Genomic DNA, 15,328 nt, shown 5'->3' with positions numbered 1-15,328 from the left:
TTTAAAATTTAAGCAATAAAAATTTAACAGGTATATGCGGATTAAAGTTTGGGGCATTTTGATTACGCTAATGGTCGTATTTCAGGCCGATGCGGTGATGGGATGGGAAAAAGTAAATGAAGACCGCAAAAGAGAGGAAAGGGATCCTTTGTCAGCCAAAGACCAAAGAAAGCAAATGGCCTGGGTGGACAGTGTCTTCCATGCACAGACCTTTGAGGAACGTTTGGGACAACTTTTTATGGTCGCTGCCTATTCAAATAAAGATGCGAGACACAGGCAGGAAATTGCCCGGCTTATCCGCGAACAGCAACTGGGAGGGCTGATTTTTTTTCAGGGAGGCCCTGTCCGCCAAGCCAACCTCACCAATTATTACCAATCCATTTCACCGGTACCTTTATTTATTGCCATGGATGCAGAATGGGGCATCAACATGCGGCTGGATTCTGTCATCGCCTTTCCAAAAGCCATGACTCTGGGGGCCCTGCCCCAAGAAGACCTGATTTATGATATGGGTAAAGAAATGGCCCGTCAGTTCAAAGAATTGGGCATGCATATTAATTTTGCTCCAGTAGTGGATGTGAACTCAAATCCAAATAACCCTGTGATCGGATACAGGGCTTTCGGTGAGGAAAAAAGATTGGTTGCCAAAAAATCCCTGGCTTACATGAAAGGATTACAGGACCATGGGGTAATGGCCAATGCGAAACATTTTCCAGGACATGGTGATACGGAATCGGATTCCCATTACACCTTACCGGTCATCAATCACTCCGAGAACAGAATCAAAGATATAGACCTCTATCCTTATCGGGAACTTATTGACCAAGACCTTATGAGTGTGATGGTTGCCCATTTGTACATCCCTAGCCTGGATTCCGAGCGCAACAAAGCCAGCACCCTTTCCAAGTATGTGGTTTCGGATTTATTGAAAACACAAATGAATTTCAATGGGCTTGTATTTACTGACGCGCTCAACATGAAAGGGGTTTCGAATTTTTACAAACCCGGAGAGGTGGACCTAATGGCCCTATTGGCAGGAAATGATATTTTGGTCTACTCTCAGGATGTCCCCAAAGCCAAAGAAATGATTTTGCAGGCCGTAGAAGAAGGCAAAATCAGCAAGGAAGAAATAGATAATCGGGTTAAAAAAATTCTTAAAGCCAAATATTGGGCAGGTCTACATCAAAATACTCCAATTGAGACGAATAAGTTACTGGACCGGATCAATGGTTCGGAGACCAAACTCCTTGCAGAGAAACTCTTTGCAGAAGCCATTACGGTAACAAGCAATCGAAATAATGTGCTTCCGCTGAAACATCTGGATTTACATAATTTTGCCTCCTTGACCATTGGAGGGGACGGAAAAGTCTTTCAGGAAAAACTTTCCAAATATGCTTCATTTGATCACTTTGAACTTCCCAAGAATTCAGATGTAGGTGCTTGGTCCCAAATGGAGAAAAAACTTGCCGGGCATAGCACCGTTGTTGTGGGTATTATGGGAGTTACCAATAATCCCTCAAAAGGATTTGGAATCAGCGGGGCTGATATCTTGTATTTAAACAAACTAAGTCAGGAAAAAACCGTCATAACTGTGCTTTTTGGAAATGCTTATGCATCCAAAAAACTTTCGGAAATGCCCCATCACATCATCACCTTTGAGAACAATAATTTTACCCAAAGCCTGACTCCTGAAGTTATTTTTGGTGCAAGAAATGCCTACGGAATGCTTCCAGTATCCATCAGTGAAGCGCTCAGGATAGGTTCAGGTGGATATTTGGAGGGACTTGGCAGACTGTCCTATTCTATTCCTGAAAGTCAGGGGCTCAACAGCAGAAAATTGGCTGAGATTGACCAGGTAATGGAAATCAGCATTGCCAAAAGGGCTTTCCCCGGCGGGGTAGTACTTGTAGCAAAAAATGGACAAGTCGTCTTTGAAAAAGCATATGGCCATTATGATTATAACAAATCCAAGCCGGTAAGTACAGAAACGGTTTACGACCTGGCTTCAATTACCAAGGTCTTGGCCACGACCCAGGCGGTAATGTTTCTGGCCAGCAGGGACCTGATTGACATGAACCTTCCGATTGGCCATTACCTCCCGGAATTGAACGGCACCAACAAAGGCAAACTCATCTTAAAGGATATCATGGCCCATGAGGCAGGGCTAGTGGCCTTTATACCCCATTATGCCAAAACGGTGGAAGCCGGAAGTTGGAAAAATGAATACTACCGGGAAAAACCAGAGCAGGAATTTACCCTACCGGTTTCGAATGACATGTTTGCCAGAAATAGTTTAAGAGACAGCATTTGGTCCTGGACCTTGAAGTCAGATCTACGAAAATTGGAGCCAGGCAGAAGAAATTACAGTTATGTGTACTCTGACCTGACGATGTATCTCCTACAGGAACTGGTGGAAAGGCTTACCAATCAGCCCCTGGATGACTTTGTCAGTCAGAACTTCTATGAGCCCTTGGGCCTGAATAGCCTTACTTTTAATCCGGTAAAAAAAATGCCACAATACCTGATTGCACCTACAGAAGATGATATAACGTTTAGAAAAAGGTTGATTCAAGGGTATGTACACGACCCCGGCGCGGCAATGTATGGTGGCGTGGCTGGACATGCAGGCCTATTTGGCAAGGCCAATGACTTAGCGGTCATGATGCAATTGATGCTGAATGGGGGTAAATATGGGGATGTTGAGATTTTGGATGAAAAAACCATCCGGGACTTTACCAAAAGACAGTCCCAGCAAAGCAGAAGAGGATGGGGCTGGGACAAGCCTGAACCCGAAAGGGGAAAAGGTGGCAGCGCAGGTGTATTGGCGTCCAAAAGCACTTTTGGTCATACCGGTTTTACAGGTACCTGTGTCTGGGCGGATCCTGAAAATGAACTGATTTATGTATTCCTTTCCAACAGGGTACATCCAAATGCCAACAACAATATTTTACTAAAAGATGAAATCCGCACCAAAATCCATGATATCATCTATCAGGCCCAACGAAAAAGTTAAACCCTTATGGAATGATTTTTGGTGAGATTTGAACAATAATACCATAAACTCATGTTTACCAAGATATACAGAAAGCAACCGTTATGAAAATTGGAATCGTCTGCTATCCCACCTTTGGTGGTAGCGGTGTCGTTGCGACAGAATTGGGTAAAGCCTTGGCTAAAGAGGGACATCAGGTCCACTTCATTACATACAGGCAACCTACACGGCTGGATTTTTTCAGCGAAAATCTATTTTATCATGAAGTAGATATCAAAAGCTATCCTCTTTTTGAACACGCCCCCTATGAACTTGCGCTTGCCAGTAAAATGGTAAATGTGGTAAAGTATGAAGGACTTGATCTTTTGCATGTGCATTATGCAATCCCTCATGCATCTTCTGCTTATATGGCAAAGCAAATACTAAAAGAGGAAGGTATTTATATTCCGGTTGTCACCACACTTCACGGAACAGACATAACCTTAGTGGGAAAAGATCCAAGTTATGAACCTGTTGTCACCTTCAGCATCAACCAATCTGATGGGGTTACAGCGGTTTCAGAAGACCTGAAGAAAGATACCTTTGAGCATTTCCCTATTAAAACACACATTGAGGTCATTCCGAATTTTATTGATTTGGAGCGTTTCAAAAAACAAAAAAAGGAACATTTCAAAAGAGCGATTTGCCCATTTGATGAGAAATTACTTGTTCACACCTCCAATTTCAGAAAAGTAAAGCGGGTAGAGGATGTCATTCGGGTATTTTACCAATTAAGAAAAGAAATACCTGCTAAGCTATTGTTGGTTGGAGATGGTCCTGAAAGAGACAAAATGGAGCGCTTGTGCAGAGATTTGGGCACATGCGATGATATCAGGTTTTTAGGAAAGCTAGAAGCAGTGGAAGAGGTGCTGTCTGTGGCTGATTTGTTCCTGATGCCCTCCGAAAAAGAAAGCTTCGGTTTGGCAGCACTTGAAGCCATGGCCTGCGAAGTACCTGTGCTCTCTTCCAATGCTGGAGGGATTCCTGAACTGAATATTGACGGGGTTACTGGCTATGTGTGTAATATCGGGGATGTAACTACCATGACTGAAAAGGCGCTGGATATACTTGATGACAAAAATTTACCAAGATTTAAGGCCAATGCGCTAAACAGGGCGAAGGAATTTGATGTTACAAACATACGCCCATTATATGAACAGTTTTATAGGGATACAATTGAAAAGGCACATAAGAAACTGATGGATGTATGAGGAAAATCATGTATTAATTAGTTTGCCGAAAACATAGATATTTAACCATTTGCATTAAATTTGTCCCGAATACCATATTCCCAAGGATATTGGGATAATATAATTTGTCATTTAGGCCACTTGTTTAACTAAATTGTTACAAATCATGAGTACGACTACCTTAAAGAAAATTGGGAGACTGGACAGGCCGGATAATAACGGATCTGCGAGGATCTTTAAAAACCCGGTTCTTGAAAAGTTGTCCAGAACCCATATCAGTATTCCGATAATCCTGTTTTTTTCCATTTCAGCAGTGTCTCTCTTCTATGCACTGACTAGTACTGAAATTTCAGTTTACTTGGGATTTATTGTCCTCCTTGGGGGTTTTCTTGTATTCACATTTGTGGAATATATGATGCACAAACACTTTTTCCATATGGAACCGGATACACCTACCAAGGACAAGTTACAATATACAGTTCATGGGGTGCATCATGATTACCCGAAAGATAAGGACAGATTGGCGATGCCTCCTTTCGTGAGTGCGGCATATGCTTTTATTTTCTACATTGTATTTACTTTGGTCATGGGAGATTATGCACTTTATTTCTTACCTGGTTTTCTGACCGGTTATGCTGCCTACCTTGGAGTGCATTATGCAGTGCATGCATTTCAACCCCCAAAAAATTTCTTGAAAATTCTTTGGGTCAACCATGCCGTACACCATTATAAGGATCCGGATGTAGCTTTTGGTGTGAGTTCTCCCCTTTGGGATTATATTTTAGGCACCATGCCAAAAAAGGAATAAAAAAAAAGCCCTGATCAGGGCTTTTTTTTTTATTCTTCTACTTGTTTGAATTTACTCAGACGTTCCGCAAAACCTTCTTTAAAATTCTGCATTTCAACAGAATCCTGAATACTTTTAAAAAAATCTATAGGAATTTCGAGTTTTCTATAATGATGCCTTTCCAAGGTATCAGAAATTATAAAAACCGAATCGTTCAACTCCTCAAATGTCCAAAATCTCTCAAAAAATAAAGGTGTGATGGTTATTAGCTTTTTTCCGTCTTTTTCATACCCATATTCTGCAATACCCATACTTTCATGATTAAGAATGATTATTGTATCCGTAATGTATAACTCGTAATACAGAGAATCTGAATCAAAGCCAAACCAATTCCCTACCAAAGGATTATCTTCCTTTTCTTTTTTACATGAGGTAAATGAGATAAAAAGGAACAATATGATTAAAATTTTTGTCCTCATAATTAAAATGTACGCTTCATATTAAAAACCAAAACCATTCCAAAATTAGCTTATTTGTATTTCTAATTTACTTAAAATTTCAGCAAAAATTTAATTTGACATGAGTAGAGTGAGTATCATAGGTTTAGGATGGCTGGGAGAACCCTTATCCCATGCGCTGATTCAACAGGGATATACTGTGAAAGGGAGTGCAACAAGTCCTGAGAAGGTAGATAAATTGAACCAAAAAGGAGTAGAAGCATACGAATTGAGGTTAGGCCCCCAACCTGAGGGACTCCACTATGAAAAATTATTGGATACAGATATTCTTTTCATCAATATTCCTCCTAGGACAAGGGTGATGCCGGAAAGTTTCCATCCCGAGCAAATCAAGCATATCAAAGAAATGGCCATTCAAGCCAAAATTCCATGGGTCATTTTCGTTTCCTCTACCTCTGTATACCCTGACAATGCTCAAATTGCCAAAGAAAGTGATGTCATACATGATGAGGGGGGTGGGAATAATGCCATCATCAAAGCAGAAAGCATCCTTTTAGCAGGCTTCCCACCCTATGACCTGACCATTATCCGTTTTGGAGGGCTACTTGGCTTGGACAGGATTCCAGGAAAATATTTTTCAGGCAAAGAAAATGTGATAGGAGATTCACCTGTTAACTATATTCACCAGGAAGACGCGGTTAGGCTTGTAGCCTGGGTGATTGAACAAAAGATCAAAAACGAGATCCTGAATGGAGTGGCTCCACTACATCCCAAGAGAAGGGATATTTATGAAAAAAATGCCAATGATCTGGGCTTTTCTCCTCCCCTTAGCTACACTACTGCTGGGAATTCCTGGAAAGAAATTTCAGCAGATAAAATTCTGGACACAGGATTTGAATTTAAATTCCCTAATCCTTTGAATTTTTCTTACCGTCTTCGATAATTATTTCATTTAGCAGACTTAAATAATTAAATTCATGTCATGGAAAAGAAAATAGCGATGGTCACCGGTGCCAGCTCTGGTATCGGGTGGGCTACAGCACTTTCTCTTGCGCAACTTGGATACAACATCATTGCTACCGGGAGAAGGTATAAAAGGCTGCAGGAATTACAAATAGAATTAAACAAGGAAGGGGTAGATTCATTGAGCCTGACGTTTGATGTCAGGGACAAGGAAGCTGTGAAAGATGCTTTTGCAACCTTGCCTGATGCCTGGAAAAAAGTAGATGTTTTGATCAATAATGCAGGAAATGCCCATGGCATGGACCCTATTCAGTCTGGTAATCCAGATGACTGGGATGCCATGATGGACATCAATGTCAAAGGTTTGCTTTATGTCTCCAACGAAGTTATTCCTGAAATGGTCAAAAGGAATACAGGGACGATTGTCAATATCGGATCCATCGCAGGAAAAGAAGTTTATCCATTAGGTAATGTATATTGTGCTTCCAAGCACGCTGTGGACGCCCTTACCAAAGGCATGCGCATTGACCTCAATCCTCATGGTATTCGGGTAATGGGGATTCATCCTGGTCTGGTCGAGACAGAATTTTCCTTGGTCAGGTTCAAAGGAGACGAAGGCCGGTCCAGATCAGTGTATACAGGTTACCAAGCACTGACAGCAGAGGACATTGCAGAAACCATAGCCTTTGCTGTCAGCAGACCTGCCCATGTGGTATTGGCAGATATCGTAATCCTTCCCTCTGCCCAGGCAACAGCAGCCATGGTCAAGAAAAACCTTTAATAATGTACAGAAGAATTTACCAAACCTTATGCTTAATTGCCTTTCTTGCTTTTGGCTGTAACCCAAAAAATGAAACAGTAGATGACAATGCGGCAATTGTATTGGAAACTGAAGAAGATTGGTCCCAAGATGATCAGGAACCTGAGGAAACCGAAACTGTAGGTGAATTAGAACAAAGTCTTATCGATGCCGGTCTTGTTGATGTAAAAGATATAATCCCAGGTGTATTTGTAGACTTGAAATACTCCAGCAGCGATAATTTTTTTGGACAGGACGTATATGGTGATTTATACAACTGCTACCTACAGACAGAGGTAGCAGAAATGTTAAAAAAAGCGTATGAACATTTACAAAAATACCATCCTGAACTGACATTTTTGATTTACGACGGAGTCAGGCCCTTAAGGGTACAGCAAATTCTATGGGATAATTTAGACAAGCCAGACAGTATCAAACCCCTTTATGTAGCGGATCCCAAAATAGGAGGGCTTCATAATTATGGAGTAGCTGTGGACCTTACCCTGGCATGGGCGGATAGTGGAGAGGCTTTGGATTTAGGAACCGCCTACGATTATTTTGGATATCCTGCCTACCCTGATAGGGAGGACCAAATGCTCAAAGAAGGAAAAATCACCCAGGCCCATATCGACAATAGAAAAATCTTAAGAGAAGCAATGAAGGCGGGAGGATTTACCGGAATTGGCTCAGAGTGGTGGCATTTCAACGCTTTTTCCAGAAAGAAAGCAGCAGAATTGTATGGACTTGTCCACTGAAAAACATTGGTTATATTAATTTACAAAAATCTCAACATAAAACCCTAACACCATGAACAGAATGAAACAATACTTTCAGCTGATATTGATGATGGTACTGATGATGTGCTTCAGCCTAGAGACCATGGCCCAACAAAGAGGTCAATTCCGGGTCTTGATTTTCAGTAAAACCCAAGGGTTCAGACATCAGGCCATCCCTGAAGCAGCAGCAGCCATCAAGCGACTCAGCAAGGAACACTTATTTGATGTATATGTAAGTGAGGACGCCAATCTTATCAATGATGAAAATCTTGCCAAATATGATGTCCTCGTGATGAATAACACTACTGGAACCATTTTCAACGAGGAGCAGCGGGCAGCATTTCAACGCTTTGTGCAATCCGGCAAAGGAGTGGTCGGTATTCACAGCGCCACTGATACCGAGTATGATTGGGAGTGGTATAATAAAATGATTGGGGCACAATTTAAAAATCACCCCCATAATCAAACTTTAAAACTAGATGTGGTCAATAGAAACCATCCTGCTACCTATCACCTTCCCGAAAAATGGATATGGACTGATGAGCTTTATGCCTTCAAGAACTTTAATCAGGAAGTAACCGTTTTGATCACAGCTGATGAAAGGACTTATGATGCCAAAGATGGTATGGGGGACTTCCATCCCATGGCTTGGTACCATGAGTTTGATGGAGGCAGGGTATTTTATACTGCGCTGGGACATTTGGAGTCAACTTATGAAGACAAAGATTTCCTAAAACACCTCTATGGTGGTATCTGGTGGGCAGCTAAAGGATTCCCAATTGACTGATAGGATTTGCATAAAAAATATTTTGATGAAATTGAATTTTAAAAAAATGGGGGCTGGAAAGCCCCTTATTATTGTCCACGGTCTTTTTGGATCTGCAGACAATTGGTTTACCATTGCCAGAGAATTGGAAAAATATTTCACCTTGTATTTGGTGGACCAAAGGAATCATGGAGATTCCCCACATACAGATGAATGGAACTATACTGTCATGGCAGAAGACCTAAAAGACCTCATGGAGGAAGAAGGACTCTCCTCTGCTTTCTTTATGGGCCATTCTATGGGAGGAAAAACCGTTATGACCTTGGCATTAAAACATCCTGAGTTGGTGGATAAGCTCATCGTGGCTGATATCGCTCCTCGCTTTTATCCCATTCACCACCAAAGAATATTAGAGGGACTGAATGCCATTCCCGTCAATGACTTAAAATCGAGAAAAGAAGCAGAAGATATCTTGGCCCAATACATCCAGACTCAGGGCATTCGCCAATTTTTACTCAAAAGTCTCGGCAGGGGAGATAATGGTGGTTTCAAATGGAAAGTCAATCTGCCTGTGATCACAGAAAAAATTGCCAATGTAGGGGAAGCCATGGATTCCAATGCTCATTTTGATAAACCTACACTCTTTATGGGGGGTGAAAATTCAGACTATATTCTGGAAACTGATAAGAAAGATATAGAGCAGCTCTTCCCTAACAGTCACCTGATTTACATCAAAAATGCGGGACACTGGTTACATGCCGAGCAACCAGCCGCCGTCATTGAAACAGTGCGTTCCTTTTTGAATAAGATGTAATTCACCGATAGATACAGTGACAGATTACTGAATCCGTCACTTGACCCTTTTACCATGCTTCACCACCATATCCACATTTTGGAGCAAACTGATATAGCGTAACACATCCCCTCTGACGGCAATGATATCGGCGTATTTACCTTCACTGATTGTTCCATAATCATGATCTGCCCGCATGGCTACTGCTGGCCAGTAAGTTGCGGCTTTAATTGTCAATAATGGATCAAAACCAAATTCATTGACCCATACATCCAATTCATTCCAAGTACTTTGACTGTGGAACTTCATGGGAATACCACTGTCTGTGCCAATAAGCATGACTACTCCTGCATCTTTGAGCTGATTGATCTTTCTTTCCAGAGTGGGTTTTCTCACTGGTGTCAATTGAAAATAGGGCATTCTTCCCGGAAAACGTAGAGAGGCCCTTATGTCGCGAATAATGGAATCAGGCAATCCCAAATGCCATGAAGGATCATCCAGTTTCTCGGGGTTGTTGCGTGTGTACTCATAATTGTACAGACCTTCCACAGTAGGTGTCCAATAAAGTGGCCCTAAATTCATCTTGGCAGTACGCTCTTTGATCAATTCAATTATATCTTCCGGATATTCAGGAGCGGAGGCAAGCCCTGTATGTTCAAAGCAATCCACTCCGATTTGCATTCCTATTCGAATTTCCTCGGGTCTATGCGAATGGGCAATAACAGGTTTCCCATATTTATGGGCCTCCTCGACGACTGCTTTTGCTTCTTCAAAAGTCATTTCATCATGATCAATCAGTTTGATTAGGTCTACACCGGCATCTATCAGTTTTTTAACCTTAGCCCTGGCATCAGCAGGTCCATTGACTCCCCAGCGGAAGGCCTTGGTTCCTGGATAAGGTTCTTTTTGTATAAATGGTCCTGAAACATACAGTGTAGGACCTGGGATTTCGCCCTTATTGATGCGCTCACGGACATTGATGCTAGCCTCTAAAGGAGCCCCCAAATCTCTGGCGGAGGTCACTCCTGCCAAAAGAAGCTGATGGGCGGAGGATGGCATGATGACTGATTCAAAAAGATCGATGTAGGTACTGTCCCAATGGGTGTAATTGCTATGCCCATTGATCATCAAGTGCACATGCATGTCCCAGAGCCCTGGCATAACAGACATGCCTTCTGTGGAAATAATCTCTGCCCCCTCAGGAACCTGAAGGAAACCGACCTGTCCGACTTCTTTGATCCTCTCCCCTTCAATGATAATGACCGAGTTTCTAATGGGTGGTCCTCCAAAACCATCAATCAATGTCCCTCCCACCAATGCTTTGACTTCTTGAGCTTTGCCGGAAAACGGAATTGCCATCATGTAAAAGAAAAGGCACATCAGAGTACCAAGATGCTTATACTGCTTCATGAATGAATCTCTTTTATCAATTTTAAACCAATTGGAAATTAAACCTAAATTAGAAAAAAAGGAACCAAAATAATTAAGTTGGGTAAAATTATCAAAAACTGTAAATCAAGCCTGTTTGAAGGGGACTTAACTTTAAATCCAAACTACTTCTTACCCTGGTAGACTCAAATAGATTTTTATTATAGGTATTGACAGCACGTTGGAGGTTCACGCGGTATCCTTGGTGATAAGACGCACCAACCGCAAAAACGCCAAAAGATGACCAAAATACAGCAGGACCTGCATCGGTCGTCCTTACGATGAAACTGGTGATAAGCCCTGCCCCTCCTATTGCTAAAAGTGGAGTGGCTATATTTTTTCTTTTAATGGCCTTGTCCATATGAACCTTAGGTTCTGGATAATTTTCAAAAATGGCTTTCAAATCCTTATAGTGCAATGTCTTTCCAGAAACTGAATAAGAGTTGATGGAACCAAAAAAATCATATTCCACATCAATCATTTGCTTATCCGTCTGTCCAAAAACCTGCACATAAGGCAAGGCAAACAAAACAACTATAAAGACTAAATTTTTCATGTTTTTTTGACTGTTTTCCTACTAAATATAAGAACTTATTTTTATTCCTAAGGAAAGCAAAATTAAAAATGCTGGATTACATGACCAACAAACAATAAAGCCTGTAATTGCTCAAAAACAGATGGATTAAGAAAAATAATGCGAACCATATATCTTTATAGGATGAAAAGAGGAAAACTGTACCTTATACCCACTGTTGTGGCCGAGGACACCGCGGATAAAGTCATTTCAGAAGAAATCCGGGAAATCATTAGCCATACCAAGCATTACCTGGTAGAAAATGTGCGTACCGCCAGAAGATTTATCAGTAGCCTGAAATTGGGACTGAATATAGAGGAATTGCACTTTGAAGTAATGGACAAAAAGACCAGAAGGGCAGAACTGGAGCGCATTACGCAGCCGCTTATGGAAGGAGTGGATATGGGCATAATGTCAGAGGCAGGTTGTCCGGGAATAGCAGATCCAGGGGCTGCTGCTGTGGCATTGGCTCATGAGAAAGGCGTTCAGGTGGTGCCCCTTAGTGGTCCAAGTTCCATGTTTTTGGCACTGATGGGTTCAGGTTTTAATGGTCAGTCTTTTGCATTCCATGGTTACCTGCCCATCGATAAAAAAATGAGGGTTCAAGCCATCAAAGCACTGGAGTCAGAGGCCATTCAACAAAACCGGACACAGATTTTTATGGAAACGCCTTTTAGAAACAATCAATTGTTCCAAGACCTGATAACCCATCTTCACCCCGAAACCCTGCTTTGCATCGCCAAAAATCTAACTGGAAAAGATGAACTGATCCAAACCAAGTCAGCCAAGGATTGGAAAAACAACAAACTGGATCTGCATAAAATCCCTGTTGTATTTGTGATTTCCGGAGGATTAAAAATCTATTGAACCGATCAGGGATCAATCAGGACCCTGTAGGAATCATATAGGATCATAATGTCATCGACATAATTGACAGCGAGGTGGCCTTTTGCATAACCGCTCCTTACCACAGGGTCTCTATAATACATGGGATCTGTTTTAAGCTGGAGAAAAGTAGCAATACTTTCCCAATTTTGGGGGTTTCCACCATATTTGATGGTCAATTTCCAGGCATCCTCTACATGACCATGTCCTATGTTATAGGAGGCCAAAATCACTTTTATCCTTTCATTGGCTTCAGGAATCCTTGCTCTCCAAAAACGGTCCAAATACTTGAGGTAGCTGACTCCACCCATCAGACTTTCAAAGGGATCGTTGGGGTTTTCCACGCCAAATCTCTCTAAAGTCACGGGCATCAATTGCAAAAGCCCAACTGCGCCCGCATAGGAGATGGCTGTGGTATCAAATCTGGATTCTTTGTAAACCAATGAGGCCAATAATCTCCAATCCCAACCCAAATCTTCCGAACCCCTTTTAATGATCTCATCATAGGGAGAAATGGAATTTCCGGCTAGAGAAGAAAAAGGGCTGTTGTTCCGGAAATAACTGTTCTTAGAATTTTTGAAATATTTGGCGTACACAGTATTTATATAACCTGAACTTCTCCCATTTTCAATCCACTGGTTAACTGCTATTTCGAGTTCAGGCGCATTTTTTCTAATAGCCCAGGCCACATCAGACTTGGGACTGATTTCAAAGTCTATGTCCAGGCTGTTGTAATAGGTCGCATTGACAAGGGCTTCTACCCTGTCTACCACTGTAAAGTCAATTTCTTTATTAACGACTTTTTGTATGAAGAATTCATTGTCTCCCTGTCCTTCCATAATAGAGAATTCGATGCCATAAGCTTCCTGAATCTGGTCTAATTGGGCCCTGTATACTGCATCCTTTCTGATATGCAATACTTTGCCCTGAAGCTCCCAAAAATCTTTGGCAGGATCACCGTCTTTCCTTTGCACCAGAACCGTACCCATTTGTCCCAATGGAGTTGTAAAATTGGCCATTTTGCTTCTGGCATCTGTTACTTCCAGATTCATGGCGATAATATCAGCTGTACCCTTATTGAGCAATTTGAATGCCTCTTTGATATCAGATTTGACGATCAAATGCAGCTTTACTCCTAAATGCTTGGCCAAGCTTCTGAGCATTTCAAACTCATAACCCATCCTTCTGCCCCTGTAGATATAATAACTGGTAGAAGAATTGTCCACTACCGCTCTGATATATCCTCTTTTTACGATTTCATCAAGATCCAGGGATACAGGATTATCCCAAGGATTTTCTAGCACTTCTCTTTTATCAAGGGAAGTACACTGGAATCCAAAAAGGGAAATTACAATAATTATAAAAACTCCTACCAGGGCTTTTTTCATTTATTTTAGGTCCATAATCATGGACATGGTGAGCACAAGTAGTAAAAATAACAAATTTTATACCAAATAATATTTGGAAACTATGTGTCAATTTTGAAAAGCAAAAAAGCCATCCCATTGATAATCAGGATGGCTTTTCAAAAATAAATATATTTTGGACTATTTAACGACGAGAGAAAATCTGTTTTCATCTCCTTGGTAAAATATCCTTCCCGACAAGCGCATCAATTCAATTTCCATTTCCTTGATATTATATAAGGCGGTGATCAACCTGTCCTCTGCTGTCAGGAGATTGACCTGCGCATCCCGGAACTGCAGGTAATCGGCAATACCCAAACGGAACCTTTCCAAGGCGATGTCAGCACTTTCAACTGCAACTTTGTAATTTGCATATTCTATATCCAACAACTGCAGGTTGGTATTGTATATGTTATAGGCCCTTTGGATATCCGAGGCCATCTGAATTTCCATTTGTTCCACAGCCAATTCTGCATTTACCCTTTGGACTTTGGCATTCTGTATCCTTCTGTTAAGCGCAAAACCATTGAAGACATTAAAAGATGCTGTAAAGCCATAATTAAACCCCTGTCTTTGGTTGAACAGCAAGAAACCGGCCTCAGCATTCAAGGTATTGTTATTGTAAGAGGCATTCAGGTTTACAGATGGGAGTCTTAAAGCTTGGGTTTCTCTTAGACTAAGGAAAGCTACGTTTTCATTCCTCTGGGTAATTAAGAACTCTTTGTTGTGGATATAAGCATTTTCCAATAAGTCATCCAGTATCAGGTTATTTTTAACCACAATGGTGTCTTTAACCGCAAGCTGGGTTTCGGGGGAAAGTGCCAGCAATTCATTGAGATTGATCCTGGCATTTTTAATAGCCAATTGCTGATTCACCAGCAGGGAACGGTCCGTATTGTAATCCACTTGCGCAGTCAGGTAATCCCTTTTCCCAGCCCCGCCCAGTTCATACCTAGCCTGTGCTATGTTCAAGCGGGATTCGGACAATTCCAGCGTTGTTTCCAAGACTTTTTGTCGCTGCTGTTCCAAAACCAACCGGTAATAAGCAGTAGCAATCCCGGCAACTGTATTTTCTACCATTACTTTAGCCTGCAATTCACTGACCTCGGCCAGCTTCCCAACAACCTTCATGGTGTAAATCGCCTCAGGTCTTAAGCCATATATTCCAACTAAAGAATAGTTTTCATTATTTGATTCCGCTCCCTTTATCTCATTGGGTTCTGGCGAGTTAACGAATTGCTGAGTCACATCGTCTACTGTATATGCTCTCAAAAAATTGGCATCTATTATAGGAAAAAGCAGGCTACCCTTGGTAATCCTTACCTCTCTTTCAGCAATATTCTGGTTATTACTGGCGATTTTGACACCAAAATTTTGATCAAGACCAATGAGAATAGCCTCTTCTAAATCTATATTGATTTCTTCTTGTGCAAAGCTTAAATGCTGACCCAGCATCAACAGGGTCAGCATAC

14 protein-coding genes are annotated in these 15,328 nt (G+C 41.5%); 9 read left to right on the top strand and 5 right to left on the bottom strand.

Going from position 1 to position 15,328, the window contains the following annotated elements; translation table 11 throughout:
• The first annotated feature begins 34 nt into the window (after positions 1–34).
• The 3 genes from QZT73_RS11155 to QZT73_RS11145 all read left to right on the top strand — a co-directional run bounded on the left by QZT73_RS11155 (position 35) and on the right by QZT73_RS11145 (position 5,029).
• Positions 35–3,013, top strand: a complete 2,979-nt coding sequence (locus tag QZT73_RS11155) for a glycoside hydrolase family 3 N-terminal domain-containing protein (RefSeq protein WP_291788178.1) — start codon at positions 35–37, stop codon at positions 3,011–3,013.
• An 83-nt stretch (positions 3,014–3,096) separates the two neighbouring features.
• Complete coding sequence (gene bshA / locus QZT73_RS11150; RefSeq protein WP_291784869.1) at positions 3,097–4,242, top strand: N-acetyl-alpha-D-glucosaminyl L-malate synthase BshA; 1,146 nt, start codon at positions 3,097–3,099, stop codon at positions 4,240–4,242.
• 145 nt (positions 4,243–4,387) lie between these two features.
• Positions 4,388–5,029, top strand: coding sequence for a sterol desaturase family protein (locus tag QZT73_RS11145; RefSeq protein ID WP_291784867.1), 642 nt, complete (start codon positions 4,388–4,390; stop codon positions 5,027–5,029).
• Between the two features lie 29 nt (positions 5,030–5,058).
• Here the strand turns inward: QZT73_RS11145 and QZT73_RS11140 are convergent, their stop codons facing one another.
• A complete protein-coding gene (locus QZT73_RS11140) occupies positions 5,059–5,487 on the bottom strand; it encodes a hypothetical protein (protein WP_291784865.1) in 429 nt (142 codons plus the stop codon).
• Positions 5,488–5,587: 100 nt separating this feature from the next.
• Here QZT73_RS11140 and QZT73_RS11135 point away from each other — a divergent pair, with 100 nt between their 5' ends.
• From QZT73_RS11135 to QZT73_RS11115, 5 genes are read left to right on the top strand one after another with little or no spacing between them, the layout of a single operon-like run.
• On the top strand, positions 5,588–6,409 hold the full coding sequence (locus tag QZT73_RS11135; RefSeq protein WP_291784863.1) for an NAD(P)-binding domain-containing protein: 822 nt from the start codon (positions 5,588–5,590) through the stop codon (positions 6,407–6,409).
• 39 nt (positions 6,410–6,448) lie between these two features.
• A complete protein-coding gene (locus QZT73_RS11130) occupies positions 6,449–7,210 on the top strand; it encodes an SDR family NAD(P)-dependent oxidoreductase (protein ID WP_291788175.1) in 762 nt (253 codons plus the stop codon).
• A 2-nt stretch (positions 7,211–7,212) separates the two neighbouring features.
• Entirely contained in the window at positions 7,213–7,983 is a 771-nt protein-coding gene (locus QZT73_RS11125) for a M15 family metallopeptidase (protein ID WP_291788173.1), read from the top strand.
• A 52-nt stretch (positions 7,984–8,035) separates the two neighbouring features.
• Positions 8,036–8,791, top strand: a complete 756-nt coding sequence (locus QZT73_RS11120) for a ThuA domain-containing protein (RefSeq protein ID WP_291784857.1) — start codon at positions 8,036–8,038, stop codon at positions 8,789–8,791.
• A gap of 25 nt (positions 8,792–8,816) precedes the next feature.
• Positions 8,817–9,584 (top strand): alpha/beta fold hydrolase, encoded by a 768-nt coding sequence (locus QZT73_RS11115; protein WP_291788171.1) that lies wholly within the window; start codon positions 8,817–8,819, stop codon positions 9,582–9,584.
• A gap of 36 nt (positions 9,585–9,620) precedes the next feature.
• Here the strand turns inward: QZT73_RS11115 and QZT73_RS11110 are convergent, their stop codons facing one another.
• Positions 9,621–10,973: an amidohydrolase family protein gene (locus tag QZT73_RS11110; RefSeq protein ID WP_291785646.1), complete on the bottom strand. Its 1,353-nt coding sequence runs from the start codon at positions 10,971–10,973 to the stop codon at positions 9,621–9,623.
• 91 nt (positions 10,974–11,064) lie between these two features.
• Positions 11,065–11,547 carry a hypothetical protein gene (locus tag QZT73_RS11105; protein WP_291785647.1) on the bottom strand — a complete coding sequence of 161 codons (483 nt, stop codon included), beginning with the start codon at positions 11,545–11,547 and terminating at the stop codon, positions 11,065–11,067.
• A gap of 162 nt (positions 11,548–11,709) precedes the next feature.
• Between QZT73_RS11105 and QZT73_RS11100 the strand changes: the two genes are divergently transcribed.
• Positions 11,710–12,432: an SAM-dependent methyltransferase gene (locus tag QZT73_RS11100; protein WP_291788190.1), complete on the top strand. Its 723-nt coding sequence runs from the start codon at positions 11,710–11,712 to the stop codon at positions 12,430–12,432.
• Positions 12,433–12,437: 5 nt separating this feature from the next.
• On the opposite strand, the gene QZT73_RS11095 is transcribed toward QZT73_RS11100, so the two are convergent.
• Both QZT73_RS11095 and QZT73_RS11090 read right to left on the bottom strand, forming a co-directional pair.
• A complete protein-coding gene (locus QZT73_RS11095; RefSeq protein WP_291785648.1) occupies positions 12,438–13,838 on the bottom strand; it encodes a transporter substrate-binding domain-containing protein in 1,401 nt (466 codons plus the stop codon).
• Between the two features lie 159 nt (positions 13,839–13,997).
• Positions 13,998–15,326, bottom strand: a complete 1,329-nt coding sequence (locus QZT73_RS11090) for a TolC family protein (protein WP_291785649.1) — start codon at positions 15,324–15,326, stop codon at positions 13,998–14,000.
• Positions 15,327–15,328 lie beyond the last annotated feature (2 nt).

Source organism: Cecembia sp. (assembly GCF_007126775.1).
Taxonomy (GTDB): domain Bacteria; phylum Bacteroidota; class Bacteroidia; order Cytophagales; family Cyclobacteriaceae; genus Cecembia.
Note: the sequence above shows the minus strand (reverse complement) of the source record. Positions and strands in the feature narration are given on the sequence as shown.